General features: G+C 44.9%; 14 protein-coding genes, 1 tRNA gene and 1 other RNA gene. 2 read left to right on the top strand and 14 right to left on the bottom strand.

Going from position 1 to position 20,083, the window contains the following annotated elements:
• The 4 genes from U2P91_RS14655 to U2P91_RS14640 form a co-directional block, all read right to left on the bottom strand.
• Positions 1-76 (bottom strand) — tRNA-Val (locus U2P91_RS14655).
• A gap of 73 nt (positions 77-149) precedes the next feature.
• Positions 150-893, bottom strand: coding sequence for a class I SAM-dependent DNA methyltransferase (locus U2P91_RS14650; RefSeq protein ID WP_111887565.1), 744 nt, complete (start codon positions 891-893; stop codon positions 150-152).
• Positions 894-908: 15 nt separating this feature from the next.
• The gene (locus tag U2P91_RS14645) at positions 909-2,066 is read right to left on the bottom strand and encodes a M20 family metallopeptidase (protein ID WP_322519897.1); all 1,158 of its coding nucleotides are present in this window, start codon (positions 2,064-2,066) and stop codon (positions 909-911) included.
• An 82-nt stretch (positions 2,067-2,148) separates the two neighbouring features.
• On the bottom strand, positions 2,149-3,228 hold the full coding sequence (locus U2P91_RS14640; RefSeq protein WP_322519896.1) for an FAD:protein FMN transferase: 1,080 nt from the start codon (positions 3,226-3,228) through the stop codon (positions 2,149-2,151).
• A 141-nt stretch (positions 3,229-3,369) separates the two neighbouring features.
• Here U2P91_RS14640 and U2P91_RS14635 point away from each other — a divergent pair, with 141 nt between their 5' ends.
• Both U2P91_RS14635 and U2P91_RS14630 read left to right on the top strand, forming a co-directional pair.
• Positions 3,370-3,714 (top strand): NusG domain II-containing protein, encoded by a 345-nt coding sequence (locus tag U2P91_RS14635; protein WP_111887568.1) that lies wholly within the window; start codon positions 3,370-3,372, stop codon positions 3,712-3,714.
• The gene (locus U2P91_RS14630) at positions 3,714-4,241 is read left to right on the top strand and encodes a Gx transporter family protein (protein WP_322519895.1); all 528 of its coding nucleotides are present in this window, start codon (positions 3,714-3,716) and stop codon (positions 4,239-4,241) included. Before U2P91_RS14635 ends, U2P91_RS14630 begins: the two co-directional genes overlap by 1 nt.
• Before the next feature lie 96 nt (positions 4,242-4,337).
• Here the strand turns inward: U2P91_RS14630 and U2P91_RS14625 are convergent, their stop codons facing one another.
• The 10 genes from U2P91_RS14625 to U2P91_RS14580 all read right to left on the bottom strand — a co-directional run bounded on the left by U2P91_RS14625 (position 4,338) and on the right by U2P91_RS14580 (position 20,082).
• Entirely contained in the window at positions 4,338-6,089 is a 1,752-nt protein-coding gene (locus U2P91_RS14625) for an ATP-binding protein (RefSeq protein ID WP_322519894.1), read from the bottom strand.
• Between the two features lie 9 nt (positions 6,090-6,098).
• A complete protein-coding gene (locus U2P91_RS14620) occupies positions 6,099-6,794 on the bottom strand; it encodes a winged helix-turn-helix domain-containing protein (RefSeq protein ID WP_111887571.1) in 696 nt (231 codons plus the stop codon).
• A 537-nt stretch (positions 6,795-7,331) separates the two neighbouring features.
• The gene (locus U2P91_RS14615; RefSeq protein ID WP_322519893.1) at positions 7,332-11,567 is read right to left on the bottom strand and encodes an acyl-CoA dehydratase activase-related protein; all 4,236 of its coding nucleotides are present in this window, start codon (positions 11,565-11,567) and stop codon (positions 7,332-7,334) included.
• A 40-nt stretch (positions 11,568-11,607) separates the two neighbouring features.
• Positions 11,608-13,152, bottom strand: coding sequence for an FGGY-family carbohydrate kinase (locus U2P91_RS14610; RefSeq protein WP_322519892.1), 1,545 nt, complete (start codon positions 13,150-13,152; stop codon positions 11,608-11,610).
• 381 nt (positions 13,153-13,533) lie between these two features.
• Positions 13,534-14,361, bottom strand: coding sequence for a phosphoenolpyruvate hydrolase family protein (locus U2P91_RS14605; RefSeq protein ID WP_322519891.1), 828 nt, complete (start codon positions 14,359-14,361; stop codon positions 13,534-13,536).
• Between the two features lie 23 nt (positions 14,362-14,384).
• Positions 14,385-15,593, bottom strand: coding sequence for a Tm-1-like ATP-binding domain-containing protein (locus U2P91_RS14600; protein ID WP_322519890.1), 1,209 nt, complete (start codon positions 15,591-15,593; stop codon positions 14,385-14,387).
• A gap of 179 nt (positions 15,594-15,772) precedes the next feature.
• Complete coding sequence (locus U2P91_RS14595; RefSeq protein ID WP_111887575.1) at positions 15,773-17,611, bottom strand: phosphoenolpyruvate hydrolase family protein; 1,839 nt, start codon at positions 17,609-17,611, stop codon at positions 15,773-15,775.
• A gap of 272 nt (positions 17,612-17,883) precedes the next feature.
• Positions 17,884-18,223, bottom strand: an RNA gene (rnpB, locus tag U2P91_RS14590) — RNase P RNA component class A.
• A 54-nt stretch (positions 18,224-18,277) separates the two neighbouring features.
• Positions 18,278-19,396 carry a Nif3-like dinuclear metal center hexameric protein gene (locus U2P91_RS14585; protein WP_322519889.1) on the bottom strand — a complete coding sequence of 373 codons (1,119 nt, stop codon included), beginning with the start codon at positions 19,394-19,396 and terminating at the stop codon, positions 18,278-18,280.
• Positions 19,381-20,082, bottom strand: coding sequence for a class I SAM-dependent methyltransferase (locus U2P91_RS14580; protein WP_322519888.1), 702 nt, complete (start codon positions 20,080-20,082; stop codon positions 19,381-19,383). The genes U2P91_RS14585 and U2P91_RS14580 overlap by 16 nt, the downstream gene beginning before the upstream one ends.
• Position 20,083: the final 1 nt, after the last annotated feature.

Below are 20,083 nucleotides of genomic sequence, written 5' to 3'. Positions count from 1 at the left end.
TGGTGGTCGCAACAGGGCTCGAACCTGTGACCCCCTGCTTGTAAGGCAGGTGCTCTCCCAGCTGAGCTATGCGACCATCAGTTGAGATACAAGTGTTATTATACGGCTGTAAAAACTAATTGTCAACTATTTTATTATATTTTTAGCTTTTATTTTTTTTCGGCAATAACCTGAATTCGTTCACCTTCATTACTGCCTTGCAGGAAGGTTCCGAAATCATAATACTTCATATTTTTAAAACCAATCGTTGTCAAACACCGATGGATATCTTCAATGGTATAGAAATATTGAATCTGGGTCTCCTCATGACGATTATAAGTGTCATTCTTGTTCTTCTCAAAAAATGTTAGATTGAAGTGCATCGCATTTTCGGCAAAATGCGGTTCATTTTCCCAAACACAAAAGATATCATCTAAATCATAGATATAGGTATTATCCATAATGGTCTTTTTATATTTAGTGACGGTGTTAACATCAAACAACAAAAGTCCTTCACTTTCCAAACATTCATAACTACTCAGGAAAAAGCGCTGCAGGGCTTCTAGATCAGGCAGATAGTTGACACTGTCACAACAGGAAATCACGGCATCAAAAGTTTGATTAATTTGAAAATTACTCATATCGCCTAAATAAAACTGAATATTTTTGAGTCCCATCCGATCCGCTTTTTCATCTGCCACCGTTAGCATCGCTTCGGATAAATCCACCGCCGTCATTTTTAACCCCATTTGGGCCAGATTGCAGGTAATATTCCCCGTTCCGCATCCAAACTCCAAAACAGTTTTAATTTCACGCTTGCTATTAAAAAATAAACGCTGTACATAGTCAGACCATTTAGAATAATCTATTTCTTTCATCAATTCATCATAAACCTGTGCAAATTCTTCGTACATATTAACTCTCCTGTTTTAATAATTTTTTGAATAGTTTATCAATTTAAGTGATGCTTCCATTCCCTTTAACAAAACCGTCTCATCAAAATTGAAACCTGAAGTATGCAGGTTTTTATTATAACCTTTTTTTTCATTACCGGTTCCCAACCCGATGTACAATCCCGGAACTGCGCTCTGAAAATAAGAAAAATCCTCCGACAACATAACTTTTCGAAAAGGAACCCTGTTTTCCCTCGGGACCAGTTCTTTATAAATCTCATATAATCGTTCATTATTAATAACTGGCGGATACATTTCGATGAATTCCAGCTCAATATTACAGCCATGGGTTAATTCAACCCCTTTTACGACTTCCTCAATCCGACGATGTAGTTTCTCGTGACTTTTATTGCTAAATGAACGGATGGTTCCCCCAAGCTTGACCTCATCGGCCACAACGTTCACGCGCGTTCCACCATTTAGCAACCCAATTGAGATAACCACACTCTCCATCGGATTGGTATTTCGACTGACAATACTCTGGAGACAGGTGATCAATGAAGCACTTGCGACGATCGCGTCCATTGACCGCTGCGGCTGCGCAGCATGTCCGCTGATGCCACGAACCGTTATAAAGAATTCACTGTTCTGCGCCATCATCGGCCCCGCCTTTGTTGCCAGCATACCTTCTTCAATAAAAGGAAACAGATGATAACCAAAGATCGCTTTAACCGGATATTTTTCAAAGATTCCGGCCTCGATCATCGGTTTCGCTCCGCCTGGCCCTTCTTCACCCGGCTGAAAAATTAACAGCACACTTCTTTTTCGTTGATCGGGAAAATCGGCCAGATATTTTGCCAATAGCAAATTCATCGTCATATGTCCGTCATGCCCGCAGGCATGCATCCATCCAGGATGACAGGAAACATAGTCGTGATCGGCTTCTTCCCGAATGCAAAGGGCATCCATATCAGCTCGAAAGGCAATGGCATCATCGTCACATTGTCCTTTTATATAGAGAATCAGACCGGTCTCACACACTTTTTCCGGCTGATAGCCCAGGTCCACTAGATAATTGATAAGATAAGCCTGGGTTTTTGCTAAATCAAACCCCTCTTCCGGTATTTGATGGAGTTCACGCCGCAGTCGGATCGCTTCTTCATCGTAATTTTTTACTCGCTCACTATCTTGCATTTTATTCCTTCTTTTTCATTCTTTTTTTAATCCCATCCAAACTCTAATCTATCATACCTGATAAGTTAGAAACACACAATAATTAACGTCTTTCCAGGGTGTAGGTATCGCCATAGTTTTCTTCATCAAATACAAACGCATCGTTTAAGCCACTGGTGACAACGATCTTATTTTCATTGGTAATAAAAATAGCTTCCACATCGGGCAGTGCTTCAACCTTTTTCAAACCTTCATCAAGCCCCAATAAAAACAGGGTCGTCGACAAACTGTCGGCATCCACTGATGCTTTCGCCACCACGGTTACCTGAATAAGCCCTGAATCCGCTGGATAGCCTGTAAACGGATCTAAAATATGATGATATTTTTTTCCGGCCGTGTCTACAAAATAGCGTTGATAATCCCCCGAAGTCACCACCGAGCCATCTTTTAGGGATAAGACCCCGAGGTATCCATTGCCCGGATTTCGGGGATCTTCGACCCCAACCCCAAAATCGGTATTGTCGGCTTTTCCGCCCATCACCAATACATTTCCACCAAGATTGATAAGTGCGTGCTCTACTCCTTCTTGTTTGAGAACCGCCATCACCTCATCGGCGATATACCCTTTGGCGATGGCTCCCATGTTCACTGCCATCCCCGCATCGGTTAAATAAACCGACTGATCGGCGGGATTCAAAATAATTTTAGTATAATCCGTTTTTGCCTTCGCCGCATTGATCACTTCCGGCGCTGGGGCTTCCTTTGTTTCCGGGGAGTGAATCCCCCAGATATCTACTAGCGGACCGATCGTCACATCGAAATAGCCACCGGAATTTTTTGAATATTCAATACTTTTTTCAATGATCCGGTAGGTGTCATCGGAAACTACAACTGGTTGAATGCCGGCATTTTCCTTTATCAAGCCCAGATCACTGCCCGTTTCAAAAGCTGTTAAAGTCGTGTTTAAGGCTTCAATCCGTTCAAAAGGTTGAGCCAATAAGCTTTCATCGGATTCGCCATATAAAGTGATGCTGACAAAAGTATCCAATAGGAAGTCACTTCGAGTTACCGTTTTACCTTGTTCACAGCCGGTTAAATACTGCATTAAAAAAAAGGTTGCTATTGCCACGCTGGCAAATAGGATACCTCGTTTCAATGTTTTTTTTATGCTCATTTGATTCATTCGTTGCTCCAATATCTTAATAAATAATGATATTATACCAAAGTCTCTGAAAAAAAGCATAAAAAAATGCTAAAGTCTTTACCAGCGGCTATTTTTCAGATAAAATAAGAGCGTTCTTAATTAATATTAAAAGAGGTCTCCATGAAAAAAAACGAATTTGTTATTATCATCGGCTTACTTGCTGTCAGTTTAATTGGCATAGCCGCTTTTTATTTTTTCGCCGCAACCGATAAACCACTTTCGGTTCGGGTCTCTCGCCAGGGCGAAGTGGTTGCTGTTTTTCCGCTCTCCGAAGATCATACCGAAACCTTTACCGATGCAAGCGGTTCAAATACCCTTGAAATTTCCGGGGGAACTGCCAAAATAATTGAGGCTGACTGTCCCGATCATATTTGTGTTAAGACCCATCCCATCTCCAACCCCGGCGAGACCATCGTGTGTCTGCCCCACAAACTGGTGGTGGAAGTCATCACTGGTGAATCCTGATGCATTCTAAGGCGTACCGATTGGTTATTCTGAGTCTTTATGTGGCGATGGCCTTAATTCTCAGTTATGTTGAAAGTTTGATCCCATTGCCGTTACCCATTCCCGGGGCAAAAATCGGCCTGCCTAATATTATTACCCTTGTTTCCTTGTTGACTTTGGGTTGGCCGTTGACTCTACTGGTCGTAATTGCCCGGATTCTTTTATCCGGCTTTCTGTTTGGTGGTGGCTTTTCGATTGTCTACAGTCTCGGCGGTGGCTTGTTGAGCCTGCTGGTGATGAGTCTACTGCTGTACTTTTTTAAAGATAGAGGATCAATTATCCTAATTAGTGTTTTTGGGGCCATCTCACATAATCTGGGTCAGGTCATTGTTGCTGCCATTGTTGTCCAAACTACCAGCCTGCTCCTCTATTTTTTGTTCCTGATGTTGCTGGCCATCCCCACTGGACTTTTTATCGGCATCACCGCCCGTGAACTGATGCGCCTACTTAGTAAAACCACCATCTTCTCAAAACTGAACCGACCTTAAAAAAATAGCCGGTCAAACCTGACCGGCTATTTTTTTAAGCAATAAAGCAGTACCGACAATTGTTACATCATACGCTGCGGTAATTTGTAACCTTCGCTATTCCTTGTTTTTTGGCAGTTGAATCATAAACTCTGTTCCTTTTCCAACCTGGCTGTTGACGGTTATTTTTCCACAATTATTCTGAACCGTGTGCTTGACAATGGCCAGACCTAAACCGGTGCCGCCTTTTTCCTTGGAACGACTCTTATCAACCCGATAAAACCGCTCGAAAATACGATTGACATCCTTTTCCGGAATCCCATAGCCATGATCTCGAACCCGGATGATGATGTTATGATCTTCTTCAGATAAGTCAACTTCCACCTGATTTCCAGGTTCTGAGTATTTAATGGCATTATCAATGAGATTGATCATCATCTGTCTGAATTCATCCGCGACAAACTCGAGTTTAATCGATTCTTTACTGGTTAATACAAGCGTTGTATTTTTTGCTTCGGCACTGAGTTTTAAAATATCAAAAATCTGCATTATTTCCGTATCCAACTGTATCGTTTCATATCTTTTATCAAAGCCCCCCTTGTTTTCCAACTGCGACAAGGCCAGGATATCACTAACCAATCGGCTGAGGCGATCGCTCTCCTCGTAGATAATGGCATAAAATCGCTCCAGGGTCTTGGGCTCGGTAATGTGATTCTCCTGAATGGTTTCAATAAAACCTTTAATGGTGGTAATCGGCGTTTTTAATTCGTGGGAAACATTGGCAACAAAATCCCGACGCATTTTTTCCAGATTTTTCAGCAGGGTAATGTCCTCAAAAATAATAATATGGCCGTTAATATTATTATTCTCTTCAATCTGATTAATATAGATCCGTAAAACCTGATCGGAATGAATCCGCGATTCAAACGTGGTTTTCTCACAGGCGTCATTTTCAAGATAATTCATCAGTTCCAGGATAAAGCTTTCCCGATAGACTTCCAGAATATTTTTTCCAATCACCACTTCCTTCATCGGAATCCGCAAGACCATGCGAGCCGCTTCATTTAAATGAACAATGTGATTTTTTTTATCAATGGCAATGACGCCATGGTTCATGTTGGACAAAATAGCAGTGAGTTCGGCATTCTTCTGGTTCATTTCGGTAAACGAATTATTCAATTGGATGGACATCTGATTAAGGGATTCCACCAGTTCGCCGATTTGGTCTTCCCTGATCATGGTCAGTTGTTGGCCATATTTTCCTGAGGCAATTGCTCTGGCAAATGCAGATGCATCTTCTAAGGGTTTTAGTTCCCGATTGATAAAATAATTAATCAACAAGGTGGTGGCCAGAATTGTCGTTAATATCACAAAAATAATATTATTGATCATTTCAAACATGGCATCATCCATGGCATTCACCGGCATGGAAATCCGTAGCACTGCCCCAACTGACTGCGTCTCACCAAAATATGGGGTCGCCACATAAATCATTTCATCTTTAAAGGTATTCGAAAAACGAACCTCCGTTGTTTCAACACCTTTTAGGGCACCAATAATTTCAGGACGATTTTTATGATTCTCCAGATCACCAACCCCTTGCAAAGACTCATAAGTGACCTCTCCCTGGGGATTGATAATCGTCATTCGCACATTGGTGCTTTGGGAAAAATCATCAAGACTCTTTTTATTTCCAGTTTCCAAAAAGTCCGGCAGCATATAATTCATAATATAGTTACTACTCTTCTTTATATTGTTCTCGGTATCGGCATAGTAACTCTGCCGATAGCTGATGGTGGTAAATAATCCACAGATCGTAATACTGACAACAATAATAATTGTCAGCGAAATGGACAGCCGTTTCTTCATTGCGCGCTCCTATTTCTCAATAAAACGATACCCAACCCCGCGAACGGTTTCGATATATTTTTTGCCATCCTCTGATTGTTCCTCAATTTTTTTTCTTAAATAACGAATATGGACATCCACTGTTCGGGTCTCTCCATAGTAGTCAAATCCCCAGATCTGATCGAGCAATTGATCCCGGGTCAGTACCTGTCCCCGATGCTTCGCTAAGAACACCAGTAATTCATATTCTTTTAAGGTAAGCGCCAGTTTTTCGCCATTTTGGTAGACTTCAAATGCTTTTGGCTCAATATGTAAGTCGCCAACAAAAATAGCTTCATCCTCTTTTGACAAAAGGATCTCGGTCCGCCTTAAAACGGCTTTAACCCGAGCACAGAGTTCTTTGACCCCAAAGGGCTTGGTGATATAATCATCGGCGCCGATTTCCAGTCCCAGAACCTTATCAAATTCTTCGCTTTTGGCGGTAAGCATTATAATCGGTATGTAGGAGATGATACTATTGGCCCGGATTTCCCGGCAAATACTAATGCCATCTTTCCCCGGCAGCATCAGATCCAGAATAATCAGGTCCGGCAGGACATCTAGTATTTTTTCAATGGCCAATGCACCGTCCTGGACGCCATCCACTTCAAATCCATGGGTTACCAGATTAAATTTGATCAGTTCATATATATTCAACTCATCTTCAATTATCAATATTTTTTTCATTATGACTCCTTGTGTTTTTAGTTTAACGAGATTATACCATATCCTGGAATTCTATTTTGTAAATTTTAGATTAAATTGTAAACTTTTACAAATTCCTGAAAACGTTATAGGAAAAATAATGATTGTATTCTTTGTTTGAACTCCATATAATTAAATTATCACATATAATCCTTTATCTCTAAATGAATTACTCCCCTTTTTCATTTAGGAAAACGAGCTGTTTCTTCTGAAACGGTTCTTTTTTTTGCAAAAAATTAAGACCGGCTGTCAAGCCAGTCTCAGGATGTCGATGAACTCCCGTACCGACCAATTGTTAATCTGTTGTTCGCCGCGCCATGCGAAATCCGCTTTGCTCCTTTCGCATTGGTCGCGGGCAGTCGCCAACTACAAGCAAGCTTGTGATTGGCTCGTTGCCTTCGCGCAGAATCGGACAGGCTCTGCCGTGTCCGCTCCGATGCGTACAACATGATGTAACAATTGTCGGTACTACGTTAGTTCTATTTCTACAATTTTTGTCAAACCAAACTAGCCAGTTTCTTAGTTTTTCCGATCCAGATTTCGTTTGGCGGTTTCCATCATCAGTTTGATGCGGTTTAGCTGATTGACTTCACTGGCTCCCGGGTCGTAGTCGATGGGGGCAATATTTGCACGCGGATATTTTTGGCGGATCGGTTTGATCATCCCTTTTCCCATCACGTGGTTGGGCAGGCAGGCAAAGGGTTGAACACAAACAATATTCTCTACCCCATCTTCGATCAACTCCATCATTTCGGCGGTTAAGAACCAACCTTCCCCACCCTGATTACCAAGGGAAATCAGTTCCTGGGCTTTACCCGCCTTTTTCTCAATGGTGGATGGGGCATGGAAGTGGGTGCTGGCATCCAGGGCAAGCTTCATGTTTTTTCGGGAAAACTCCAAAAATTTAATCAGCAGTTTGGCACGTTTCATGGATTTTCGTTTACCTGAGAGTTCTTCGTATTTAAAGACCTGATTGTAAGCGCAATATAAAAAGAAATCCATCAGGTCCGGCATAACCACCTCGGCACCTTCTGCTTCTAAGACTACCTGGAGGTTGTTATTGGCCGTGGGATGGTATTTAACCAGGATTTCTCCAACGATGGCAACCTTAGGCCGTTTTTTATCCGTTCGGGGCAGGGCGTCAAATTCGTTGACAATCGCCCGGACATTTTCTTTGAAATCACGAAGTTTGCCATTTTTTAAACTGGCTTTTATTTTTTTGCGCCAGGATTGATACAATTCTTCAGTGGATCCGGGGTGCAGTTCATAAGGCCTTGTGCCGCTGACCACCCGTTGCAGCAGATCACCATAAACAATCCCCACCAGCAGCCGCGCTAACAGCGGTAGACTGAGCTTAAACCCGGGATTCTTTTCCAAACCAATGGCACTCAGTGAAATAACCGGAATTTGCGACATACCGGCCGATTCCAGCGCTTTTCTGATAAACGCCACATAGTTGGAGGCACGGCAGGGTCCGCCGGTCTGAGTCATTAATACGGAGACATTATCAAGGTCGTATTTTCCTGATTTCAGTGCTGCCATAATCTGACCCGTCGTAATAATGGTGGGATAGCAAGCGTCATTATTGACATAGGTTAACCCTTCGTCAATGGCCGCATTATCAACGCTGGGCATGACCTCGATGTGATAACCATATTTTTCCATTGCCTCTTCCAGAAAGTCAAAATGGATCGGTGACATCTGAGGAGCCAGCAGCGTATGCTTCTTTTTCATCGCTTTAGTAAAAATCACCCGTTGGTTCATCGGGGTTGGGTCCACGACAATATTATTTTTCTCCCGCTCGATCATTGCTGCTTTAAGGGATCGCATCCGAATCCGGATGGCACCGAGATTGTTGACCTCGTCAATTTTAATCAGGGTATAAATATTGCCGTGACTTTCCAGGATTTCCTGCGTCTGCTCCGAGGTCACCGCATCCAATCCGCAGCCAAAGGAAGTCAACTGTACCAGCTCCAGAAAATCATGCTGATTAACCACCTCCGCCGCCTTATATAAACGGCTGTGATACTTCCATTGATCCAGGACCCGGAAGCGCTGCTCTTCTTTGGGATGATAGAGATGAGCAATAGCGTCTTCGGTAAGTACAGCCATGTCCAGACCGGTAATGATATGATCCAGACCATGATTGACTTCGGGATCAATATGATAGGGCCGACCAGCCAGAACAATTCCCTTTTGCCCCGTTTCTTTTAGATATGCAATGGTTTCTTCCCCTTTTTTCTCCATATCCCGCCGGAAAGCGTCTTTTTGCGCAATGGCAGCTTTCATGGCCGCAGTAATTTCTTGACGAGTGATACCATAGGCGCCAAAAATTTCGGCTAATCGTTCTTCCAGCCGTAAATCATTATCAAAGGGCAAAAACGGATTTAAGAAAGTAACACCTTCTTTTTGCACATCATCCTGATTGTGTTTAATGGTTTCGGGATACGACATGACAATGGGACAATTGTACCAGTTATCAACATCATCAAATTCTTTTTCCTCATAGGGAATACAGGGATAAAAAATCAGATTGACACCCTGATCCAGCAGTGCCTGAATATGACCATGAGCCAATTTGGCCGGATAGCAGACCGACTCAGACGGAATGCTCTCCATCCCTTTTTCGTAAATTTTACGATTGGATTCTGGGGATAGTACCACCCGGTAACCCAGTTGGGTAAAAAAAGTATGCCAGAAGGGGTAATTTTCATAGAGATTTAAAACCCGGGGGATACCGATATTACCGCGCGGTGCTTCTGCTTCCGGCAACGCGGGATAATCAAAAATTCGCTGATACTTATATTGATAGAGATTCGGTAGATCAGCATTTTTTTTGACATTACCTTCACCAATCTCGCACCGGTTTCCGGTGATGTGTCGGCTGCCGTCGTTAAAGCGATTAATCGTCAGCAGACAATTGTTACTGCAACCGCCGCAGCGTTTGTGACCGACTTCCACCGCAAAATCGTCCAGCGCTGCTAAACCTAAAAGATTGCTGCGTTCGCCTGGGCGATAATTTTCCCGGGCAATCAGAGCTGCTCCAAAGGCCCCCATCAAACCCGCTATATCCGGGCGAATCACTTCTTTTTCGGTTATTTTTTCAAAGGTCCGCAGCACCGCCTGATTGTTAAAGGTTCCCCCCTGAACGATGATATGTTCCCCCAGTTCTTTGGGATTGTGAATTTTGATAACCTTCTGCAGAGCATTCTTGATGACTGAATAAGACAGGCCCGCCGAGATATCGCCCACTTCGGCGCCTTCTTTCTGGGACTGTTTAACCTTGGAATTCATAAAAACAGTACAGCGGGTCCCCAGATCGACTGGCTTTTCCGCCATCAACGCAGCTTCGACAAAGGCCTGCATATCAAGATCCAATGATTTAGCAAAGGTCTCCAGAAACGAACCGCAACCCGAGGAGCAGGCTTCATTGAGAATAATACTGTCGATGGTACCGTTTTTAATCTTCATGCACTTCATATCCTGGCCGCCGATGTCGAGGATAAAATCGACCTCAGGACAAAAATATTTTGCACCCTTATAGTGGGCAATGGTTTCAATTTCGCCGATGTCAATTTTTAATGCTTTTTTGATCAAACTTTCACCATAGCCGGTAACCGTCGAGTTACCAATCGTAACATCCGCCGGCAGCAATCCGTAGATTTCTTTGATAATTTTAATCGATTGAGCCAGTGGACTCCCCTCGTTGCCACCATAGTAACTGTACAGCAATGCACCATCACCATCGATCACAACGGCCTTGGTAGTGGTCGAACCAACATCGATCCCTAAAAAGCAGCACCCGTGATGGTCTTTTAGCGCTTTTTTGACGACCTGATTTTTATCATGGCGTTGCCGAAATTGCGTAAGTTCTTCCCGATTTTTAAACAGCGGTTCCAGCCGACCGACTTCATTTTCTGAAACTGCATCCAGGTTTTCAACGGCCGTAACCAGCTCTTTCAAATGCATTTTTTCTTCTTTTTCAGCCGAATAGGCGGCCCCGATGGCGACAAAGAGATTGGATTTTTCGGGAAAAATAATCTGTTCTTTTGTGAGTTTCAGGGTTTCGATAAAGCGCTGTCGCAATTCCGACAGGAAATATAGGGGGCCCCCTAGAAAAGCTACGTTCCCGCGGATCGGATGACCGCAGGCCAGTCCACTGATAGTCTGATTAACCACCGCCTGAAAAATTGAAGCCGCGATATCCGCTTTCTCTGCCCCTTCATTAATTAGCGGCTGGATATCCGTTTTGGAAAAAACACCGCATCGTGATGCGATCGGATAAATCATCGTGTGGGTTTTGGACAATTCGTTGAGTCCCTCGGCATCGGTTTTTAGAAGCGTTGCCATCTGATCCACAAAAGCACCGGTTCCCCCGGCACAGGTACCGTTCATCCGCTGTTCGATGGTTCCGGTAAAAAAGGTGATCTTGGCATCTTCGCCGCCTAACTCAATGGCAACCTCGGTCTTGGGAATAACCCGGTCTACCGCCAGCGTGCTGGCCACGACCTCCTGAACAAAGGGAATTCCCAACCACTGGGAAATCATCAGTCCGCCGGATCCGGTGACACAAACCCGTGTCTCCAAATCCCCCAACTTTTGATAGGTTTCTTTTAACAGGTTAACAATAGTAACCTTGATGTTTGATAAATGACGCCGATACTCTTCATAGATGATTTCGTTTTTGCCGTCAATAACCACCACTTTAATGGTCGTGGAGCCGATATCGATACCCATTTTATAATTGTTCTTCATTTTATTTTATGACCTCTTCTCTAACATGTCGGTTGTGATCTTATCTTATTTTTTCATACGATTGATATAAGGGTTTTACCCGACGATATAATTGCTTGTATAGTCTATTATAAATTTCTGTATATTTTATTACATTTTTCGGGTTGGGTTCAAAAATCTGTGATTTTCGAATCATCGCCTTACTGGCGGTTTTGATATCCGGATAATGGTTTAAGCCCACAAAGGTGGCAATAGCAGCACCTAATCCGGTGGTTTCAAAGGTCTGCACCCGATAAACCGGGCGGTTTAAAACATCTGCCATGATCTGAGCCACACCATCACTGCGAGAGCCCCCGCCTGACAGACCAACGGCCTGAATTGGTACCTTTGTCTTTCTTTCAATCAGTTTTAGTCCTTCTAACAAGGCATATCCCAGGCCTTCGATAATGGCCCGGTAAAGATGGCGTTTATCATGTCCTTCACTAAATCCCATAAAGGTCCCCCGCGCTTCCGGCCGAAAAGCTTCCCGCCCCCAGTAGGGCTGATGAATCAGGCCATCCGCTCCCGGTGGGGTCGCTTCCAGATAGCCTTCCAGGATCTCATGGATATCTTTGGGATCAGTCTGATCAAGAAATTCTTTCGTGTACCAGTCCACCATCCAAAATCCATGATAGATGGTAACTTCCGGATTATAGCAGTCATTCTCAACCGCCGCAAAAGCGGGATAAAAAGGATAGAGCTCCACGTATTTTTTAGTGGTAATCTCTACCGTAGCTTGAGTTCCGAGTGAAATGCTGGCAATATCCGGGGTCAGTGCACCAACGCCCAGCGTCTCACAACCTTTATCCGTTCCCGAAGCTATAATTGGCAAACCCACCGGTAAGCCTGTGATTTCGGCCGCTTCAGCTGTCAGCTTTCCAATCACTTCACAGGAGTCGGTGAGTTCGTAACATTTTTCCGGTTCCATTTGAAGAATCTGACTTTTAACATCATACTTGCCGCACCACTGCTTCTTTTTCGTATCAAAAGGCAGATGTCCGGCGGTATTAGAACGGCTGTCGGCGATGTTTCCGGTTAAGCGGGTCAAAAAATAGGTCGAAAGAAAAACAACCTTGTGGGTTTTGGCCCAGATGTCCGGCTCCGAAACCTTAATCCAATTAACATGGGCAGTTTTACTGAATGATTTTGCATAACCACTAAAACCAATCGCTTTAAAAAGCAGGTCGTAGGGCCAGGGATAGGGCAGTGGTTCTGTCAATTCCCGGCGATCCAGCCAACTGATAAAATCGCGCAGGGGTTTTCCGCGTTCATCTACCACGGTAATGACATCACGCTGACAGGACACCGTCATGCCCCGAATCGTAAGGAACAAATCCGGCTGTTTAACCTTCAGCTCACAAACAACCTTAACCAGAGCCTCCCAGAACATTTCTGGTGAAGCTTCCTTCCATTGAAAATGCTTTGAATAATAACCCGTAAATAATTCTTCGCTTTTTGCCAGCTCATTGCCCTGCTCGTCAAAAAGAATTCCTCGGAGTCCTCTGGTGCCACAATCGATAGTTAAAACCGAGTTCTTTTTCATGATGCTCTTTATCGTGTTGTTCAAAATTCATTCTCCCGACATCAACTGTTTTCGTACTATTATACCAAATAGTTGTTAAGTGTAAAACAAAAAGCGTTGAATAAAAAGAATTAACTTTTTACTCAACGCCTGGCTCGATCGCAAAATTACCGTGCGACCACTTGTTAATCTGTTGTAAGCTGCAACCACGAGAAATCCGCTATGCTTCTTTCTCTTTGATTCGCGGACAGTCGCCAACTACAAGCAAGCTTGTGATTGGCTCGTTGCCTTCGCACAAGCTCGGACTGGCTTTGCCGTGTCCGCCTTGCTGCATTCAACATGATGTAACAATTGTCGGTACGGCTTCATGTGCTTATTTACAGTAACTATTTTCTTTTATCGACAGATTTTTGTCTGGAATTGATTTTATAGTTTGATATCTTTGAAGTCCTTAACCTGTTTGGTAATGGCAATTTCGGTTGGGAGACGTTCGATGCTGGATGCTCCGAAGAAGCCGCAGACGCCTTTTGTCCGATCGAGGACATATTTGGCATCTTCCGGTTCCGCCACCGGGCCACCGTGGACAATGACCATCACATCGGGATTGATGGCTTTTCCGGCATCACAGATTTCCTGGGTCAGTTTGACACAATCATCAAGGGTTTTCGCTGACGAGGCGCCAATGCTCCCTTTGGTTGTCAGTCCCATATGGGCAACCAGGACATCGGCTCCGGCTTTGGCCATTTTTTCGGCCTCCTCCACGTTAAACACATAAGGTGTGGTTACCAGATCCAGCTCATGGGCTTTTTTTATCATCTCTACTTCCAGATCATAACCCATGTTGGTTTCTTCCAGGTTTTGTCTAAATACGCCATCGATTAAACCGACTGTGGGGAAATTCTGAACCCCGGAGAACCCGGCTTCTTTGACCTGTTTTAAAAACATTTCCATATCTCTAAACGGATCCGTTCTGCAGACCCCAGCCAAAACTGGCGTGTCCTTGACAATTGTGACGACTTCTCTGGCCATGTCCATGACAATGGCATTGGCATCCCCATAGGATAACAGCCCGGCTAAAGAACCACGACCTGCCATCCGGTACCGGCCGGAATTATAAATAATAATCAGATCCACGCCACCGGCTTCCGCGCATTTGGCAGAAATTCCGGTGCCAGCTCCGGCACCAACCACCGAAATCCCTTTTGTTTCTTGTTCTCTTAACCGTCTTAATACTTCTTCTCGTTTTATTGCCATGTTATTTTCTCCTTCACTCTTCTTTATCTTTCAAGCATTGAAATCAATTTTTTAGCCATTGCCAGGGCAAAGGCTTCGTCGTTGATATCGGTATCCATTTCCACCAGTTCAACTTTATCTTTTATATTTGCCCGCAATTGTGCAAACAATTCGGCATCCTCTTCCGGGCCATAAAATGGTGCCCCTTCCACATCGATAGCTGAAACACCTTTTAATGGAATAAACAAGGCAACCGGCCCGGTGGCCATATTTAGCTTACCGGCAATAATTTTCCCCATCTGGGAGCATTCATCGACCGTCGTCCGCATCAGGGTGACGCTGGCATTATGTTTGTACAGGTTGCGACTTTTGTACTTTTCTGGAACGGTTTCAATAGCACCAAAATTAACCATATCCAATGCGCCCACCGAAACGACCTCAGGGATTCCCGCTTTGGCAGCCGCTTCTAACCGGGTTGGTCCGGCCGTAAAGACACCGCCGGCCACCTCATCGCACCATTCGGTCGTGGTGGCGTCAAAAACGCCTTTGATAAACCCGGCTTCAATCAGACTTTCCATGGCCATGCCCCCAGCCCCAGTGGCGTGGAACACCAGTACCTCGTAGCCCTGATCTTCCAGGTATTCTCTGGCAGCGGTTACACAAGGCGTTGTGACCCCAAACATCGTGGCCGCCAGCAATGGTTTCTCTTCTTTAAGTGCTGGAATATCAAAGCTGGCCATCCCGGCAATGGCATTGGCAGCGTTAGCTAAAATATGATTAGAAATGCTGTTGATCCCGGAAATATCCACCACTGAATACATCATGGTGATATCTTTCTCCCCAACATAGGGACGGGTATCACCCGAAGCTACGGTAGAAACCATAATCTTAGGCACGCCCACCGGCAGACTTCTCATGGCAAAGGTGCCAATAGTCGTTCCGGCAGAGCCGCCGAGACTAATCATTCCGTCAACCTTGCCCTGGTCATAAAGGTCCTTGGTGATTTTAGCCGCTCCAGCCATCATGACATCAATGCCCAGACCGCGATCATGTTGTTGCCGTAACTCTTCTAGGGATGACCCGCCAGCGATTGCAACCGCCTCACTGCTAACATCCGGGACAAATAACGGCTCCCCAATAACCCCGCAGTTGATTGTGGTGGTACTAAGCCCCCGCTTTTCAATCAATTCTTTGATAAACTTGAATTCATGACCCTTGGTATCAAAGGTCCCTACAATTAATACGTTTTTCATTCCATGCCCCCCTTTAGATTTAATATTAACTTTAATAACCCGCAAGGTTTGTGCCAACTATTAAAACCGGCGAAACCATTGTTCCCGCCATTCTAAATAGGAGAACGGGAAATATTTTTCCCAAACAAATGTAATGTGGGCAATATTTACTCATTTCGAGTAGATATTGCCCACTTTTTTTATTCCATCGATTCCTGGTCTTCCATCGATAAATTAAATTTCACTATTTTATTGTAAAGTGTCCGCCGGGAGATGCCAATCCGGTTTGCTGCTTCGGTTCGATTCCATCGGCATGCCTTGAGGACACCCAAAATGTAGGTACTTTCCAGGTGTTCCTTGCTGGTAGTCAACAGATCTGAACCCAACTGGTTCTTTAGCTGGGTTTTTGGTTTGTGCAATTCTTCCACCACCATATCATCCCGACGGATATATTTCCCTTCACTGAGAATCACCGCTCTTTCGAGCACATGCTTCATTTCCCGAACATTACCTGGCCAGGGGCATTCCATTAAATAAGCCATCGCATCCGGAGCCAGTCGTTTTTCCTCGAGTTGATACTTTATTCTAAACTCTTCTAAAAAGCGGTTGCACAGCAGCGGAATATCCTCGGGATGGCGGCGTAGCGGCGGGGTATTTATTTCCACCACGTTCAGCCGATAGTAGAGATCTTCCCGGAAGCGATTCTCTGCTACCGCCTGTTTAATATCCACATTGGTGGCGCAGACGATCCGCACATCCACAGAGATGGTTTTCTCGCCCCCGACCCGTTCAAATTCCTGCTGCTGAATAATCCGCAGTACCTTCGCCTGGAGATCGACATCCATTTCACCGATCTCATCCAGAAACAGGGTTCCATGGTTGGCCAGTTCAAATTTCCCCAGCCGCCGCTTGTCGGCTCCGGTAAACGCTCCTTTTTCATGACCAAACAGCTCACTTTCCAGCAAGTTGGGCGGCAAGGCCGCACAATTTACCTTAATCAGCGAACCCAGACAACGTTTACTGTTAAAATGCAGCGCTTTAGCGACCAGTTCTTTCCCGGTTCCACTTTCGCCCTGAATTAGAACATTGACGTCTTTATCGGCCACCTTATTGATCAGTTCATACATGTCCTGCATGATCACGCTTTGGCCGACAATTTCATCAAAGCCCCGCTTTTTTAACAGTTCTTTTTTTAAATGCTTGTTTTCCTGCTTTAATTTATAATAATTTTTAAATTTATCGGTCGTTTCTGATATCGCCAGCTCAGTGGGGATTCGCTCAAAGCTGGAGCCGCCAATGTAACCGATGGTCTGGGAATTTTTATAAAAATAATAGGCATCCTCCGGAGAATTAATGGGTCCGCCATAAATCATCTTGTAAGTTTGGGGATTGATCTGATCGACTGCTGCAAAAATCGCTTCTGTCATTTCCAGACATTCATTAATGGTGGAAAAAACCTTGCCGGATTTTTCGCCTCCCCGGGTCCAGCCAAAATGGGCACAGACCACATCCACACCCACCCGGGTCATTGCTCGAGCCTGTTTTTCATCAAAGACAAAAGCAATGGTAAAGAGATTGGCCGCCACCGCTTTTTTCATAAATTCTATTTCCTGGTCGTAGCCCAGCCCTTTTTCCTCCAGCCATTCCCGGAATTGCCCATCAATCAGACCAATCGTCGGAAAATTATTGACGCCGCTAAAGCCCAGTTCCCGGACTTTTTGAATCAGCTCCTGGTGGGAATAGTTGGGATCGGTAGCGTTAATTCCGCAGATCACGGCCCGATCTTTAAGTTTTGGCAGTATTTCACGGCTGGAAAAGTCAAATACCAACTCATTACTGTTGGAAAATGGCATCATACAGCCGATTGAAGGAATCCCTGCCGATCGAAACCGCCCGGCACTCAGGGCCAGCAGCAAATCAGCCCCGCCCTTAACCGCCTGCTTGGCAAAAAGCCCGGACCCCACCGCCACGCCGATCACCGGTTTGTTCATTTTCAAACTATTCTGGATCATTTTTTCGATGGCTTCTTTTTTCTTCATCGCTTCTCCCACTCACATAAATCTCACTTTATTATACAACCCCCGATCAAAAAACGCAAAAGACGATTGCAGCGTCCTGTATTAGACTAAGGCTATTGATAAATTTATACCCCGTACCGACAATTGTTACATCTGTTGTTTGCATCGGGGCGAACAGGTTGATAAACCTGTCCGATCCCGCAGCAAACAACAGATTAACAATTTGTCGGTACGGTAGTTTACCGATAACTCTAATCTACTGCAGGTTCTGCAATCGTCCTAATTGACTTTTGTGATTTACTAAATCTATAAGCCGAGTTCTGTTTAAATAGTCATCTATCTCGATTTATTGTTACCAATAAATTCTAGCGACCTACCATAGGACAACGACGAGCAGCCGTCTTTCAAGGTCCGTTCTTGGTCTTGCTCCAGGTGGGGTTTACATAGCCGATGTGTTACCACACCGCTGGTGAGCTCTTACCTCACCCTTTCATCCTTACCATTGCTGGCGGTTTACTTTCTGTTGCACTGGCCTTAGAGTCGCCTCCACCGGGTGTTACCCGGCACCATGCTCTGTGGAGCTCGGACTTTCCTCAACCGGATTACTCCGGGTGCGACTATCTGATTTACTAAATCACTGTAGTATACCCTGTCTTTGCTCAAATTTCAAGTTTTTTTATTCAGCCCCTAATAATTTACAATAAAATCCCGAGCCGACTCGGCGACAATCATTTCCGGGCAGGCGTCTGCCAGACCAGCTTCCAGCAGTTGCCGGAAACAATCGGTTACCCATTTCTCGGTGCCGTAATGGCCGGCATCCAGGACCCAGATATTGTTTTCCAGGGCTCGTTGCCCATCGTGATGCTTAAGATCACCCGTGATCAGCACATCGGCTCGTCTGGCTTTGGCCAGTCCAATCATGTCCGCTCCGGCCCCTGAACAGATCGCCACCCGCCGGACGATATCCGGCACCTTACCTGCCCCTCGTAAAGCCACCAGGCCCAGTCGGTCTTTGGTATGAGCAATAAAATCCAGCCCGGTCATGGGTTGGCTTAACACGCCAATTTTTCCCAATCCGTTTTCATTGATCAGCCCCCCGTTTTCCAGAACGATCACATCATAGGCCATTTCTTCATAGGGATGATTTCTTTTTACGGCGGCAATCAGATTTTTTAAATCCGGCGCTGCCACAATCGCTTCAATCCGATCTTCCGAGACACAGGACAGTTTATTGAGATCTCCGATAAAAGGTTTGGCGCCCGCGAGCGGACGGAAGGTGCCAGTACCGGGTGAGCGATAGGTGCAATAGTCATAGTTGCCAATGGTCCCGGCGCCGTTTTTCCCTAACACCTCAATGATTTTCTGACTGGCTTCCTGCGGCGAAAAAATTACCAGTTTATAATAAAGCGCCGGATTAGAAGGTTCCAGCGTTTTGATCTTATCGAGCCCCATCCGCAGGGCCAGGTAGTGATTAAGACCTTTCGCCGCCTTATCCAAATTGGTATGAGCCACATAAACAGCGATCTCATTTTTAATCAGCGTTTCAATGATCTGACCCTTTTCCCCGTCTGTTGACAGGGTTTTTAAACCCTTAAAAATAAACGGATGATGCGCAATAATGAGATCTACCTTTTTTTCAATGGCTTCTGCAACCACTTCCGCCGTGATATCCAGAGTCAGCAGCAGCCGCTTAATGCTTTGTTGTCGGGAACCTACCTGGAGACCCACATTATCCCACGCTTCGGCCAATTTTTCAGGAGCAAGCGCCTCAATTGTTTGAATAATTTGATTTAGTTTGACAGACATCTTTTCACCTCATTCAGTTTTTCAATAAACAAACTGCTCTCCTGCCATTGCTTTTTTGCAACTGCAGTGATTTTGCCCTCGGTATTTAAAACGATTTGCTGCTCCAAAAAAATTTTCCGTTCGATCAGTGGCAGGAGTAAAGGATGTTTACTGGTATAAAATTCAAAACCCAATTCATATTCCAGCGGATTGGTCATTACCATCTTTCCCGGTGCTGCTACAATAACCTCATAAACCCGATCGCCCTCCCGGGCCAGATCTTCTCGAATAATACGAAACCCGGTCGCTTCCAGATATTTTCGCAGCACCGCCTGATTATTCATCGGCTGAAGCACCAGTTTTTTTAGTTGCCGAGCCACCTCCGGCTGGGCTTCGAGCAGATCCCGGATTAACAGCCCCCCCATACCAGCCATGACAACAGCCTCGACCTCCCCGGGTTTAAGCACAGAAAGACCCGAACCAAGTCGGGTCTCTATCTGTTTTTGTAATTGTTGTTCATTAATAATTTTTTCGGCTTTTTTAAGCGGCTGCCAGTTGGTATCACTGGCGATTACCCGGGAAACCATTGCGTTTTCCACCAGGTAAACCGGCAGATAGCCATGATCGGTGCCAATATCGGCGATCAATTTGGCCCCGTCAACACAATCGGCAATAACCTCCAGCCGCGGACTTAACTTAATCTTCATT

The organism is Acetobacterium sp. K1/6, assembly GCF_034438075.1.
GTDB lineage: Bacteria > Bacillota > Clostridia > Eubacteriales > Eubacteriaceae > Acetobacterium > Acetobacterium carbinolicum.
This window is presented reverse-complemented; position numbering and strand designations above follow the sequence as displayed.

Bases quoted from the DNA above. Each gene is read 5' to 3' on its own strand.
- U2P91_RS14635 (WP_111887568.1), top strand. From the start codon at position 3,370: ATGAAAAAAAACGAATTTGTTATTATCATCGGCTTACTTGCTGTCAGT.
- U2P91_RS14640 (WP_322519896.1), bottom strand. From the start codon at position 3,228: ATGAATCAAATGAGCATAAAAAAAACATTGAAACGAGGTATCCTATTT.
- U2P91_RS14605 (WP_322519891.1), bottom strand. From the start codon at position 14,361: ATGGCAATAAAACGAGAAGAAGTATTAAGACGGTTAAGAGAACAAGAA.
- U2P91_RS14630 (WP_322519895.1), top strand. From the start codon at position 3,714: ATGCATTCTAAGGCGTACCGATTGGTTATTCTGAGTCTTTATGTGGCG.
- U2P91_RS14615 (WP_322519893.1), bottom strand. From the start codon at position 11,567: ATGAAGAACAATTATAAAATGGGTATCGATATCGGCTCCACGACCATT.
- U2P91_RS14650 (WP_111887565.1), bottom strand. From the start codon at position 893: ATGTACGAAGAATTTGCACAGGTTTATGATGAATTGATGAAAGAAATA.
- U2P91_RS14645 (WP_322519897.1), bottom strand. From the start codon at position 2,066: ATGCAAGATAGTGAGCGAGTAAAAAATTACGATGAAGAAGCGATCCGA.
- U2P91_RS14580 (WP_322519888.1), bottom strand. From the start codon at position 20,082: ATGAAGATTAAGTTAAGTCCGCGGCTGGAGGTTATTGCCGATTGTGTT.
- U2P91_RS14595 (WP_111887575.1), bottom strand. From the start codon at position 17,611: ATGAAGAAAAAAGAAGCCATCGAAAAAATGATCCAGAATAGTTTGAAA.
- U2P91_RS14600 (WP_322519890.1), bottom strand. From the start codon at position 15,593: ATGAAAAACGTATTAATTGTAGGGACCTTTGATACCAAGGGTCATGAA.
- U2P91_RS14585 (WP_322519889.1), bottom strand. From the start codon at position 19,396: ATGTCTGTCAAACTAAATCAAATTATTCAAACAATTGAGGCGCTTGCT.
- U2P91_RS14620 (WP_111887571.1), bottom strand. From the start codon at position 6,794: ATGAAAAAAATATTGATAATTGAAGATGAGTTGAATATATATGAACTG.
- U2P91_RS14625 (WP_322519894.1), bottom strand. From the start codon at position 6,089: ATGAAGAAACGGCTGTCCATTTCGCTGACAATTATTATTGTTGTCAGT.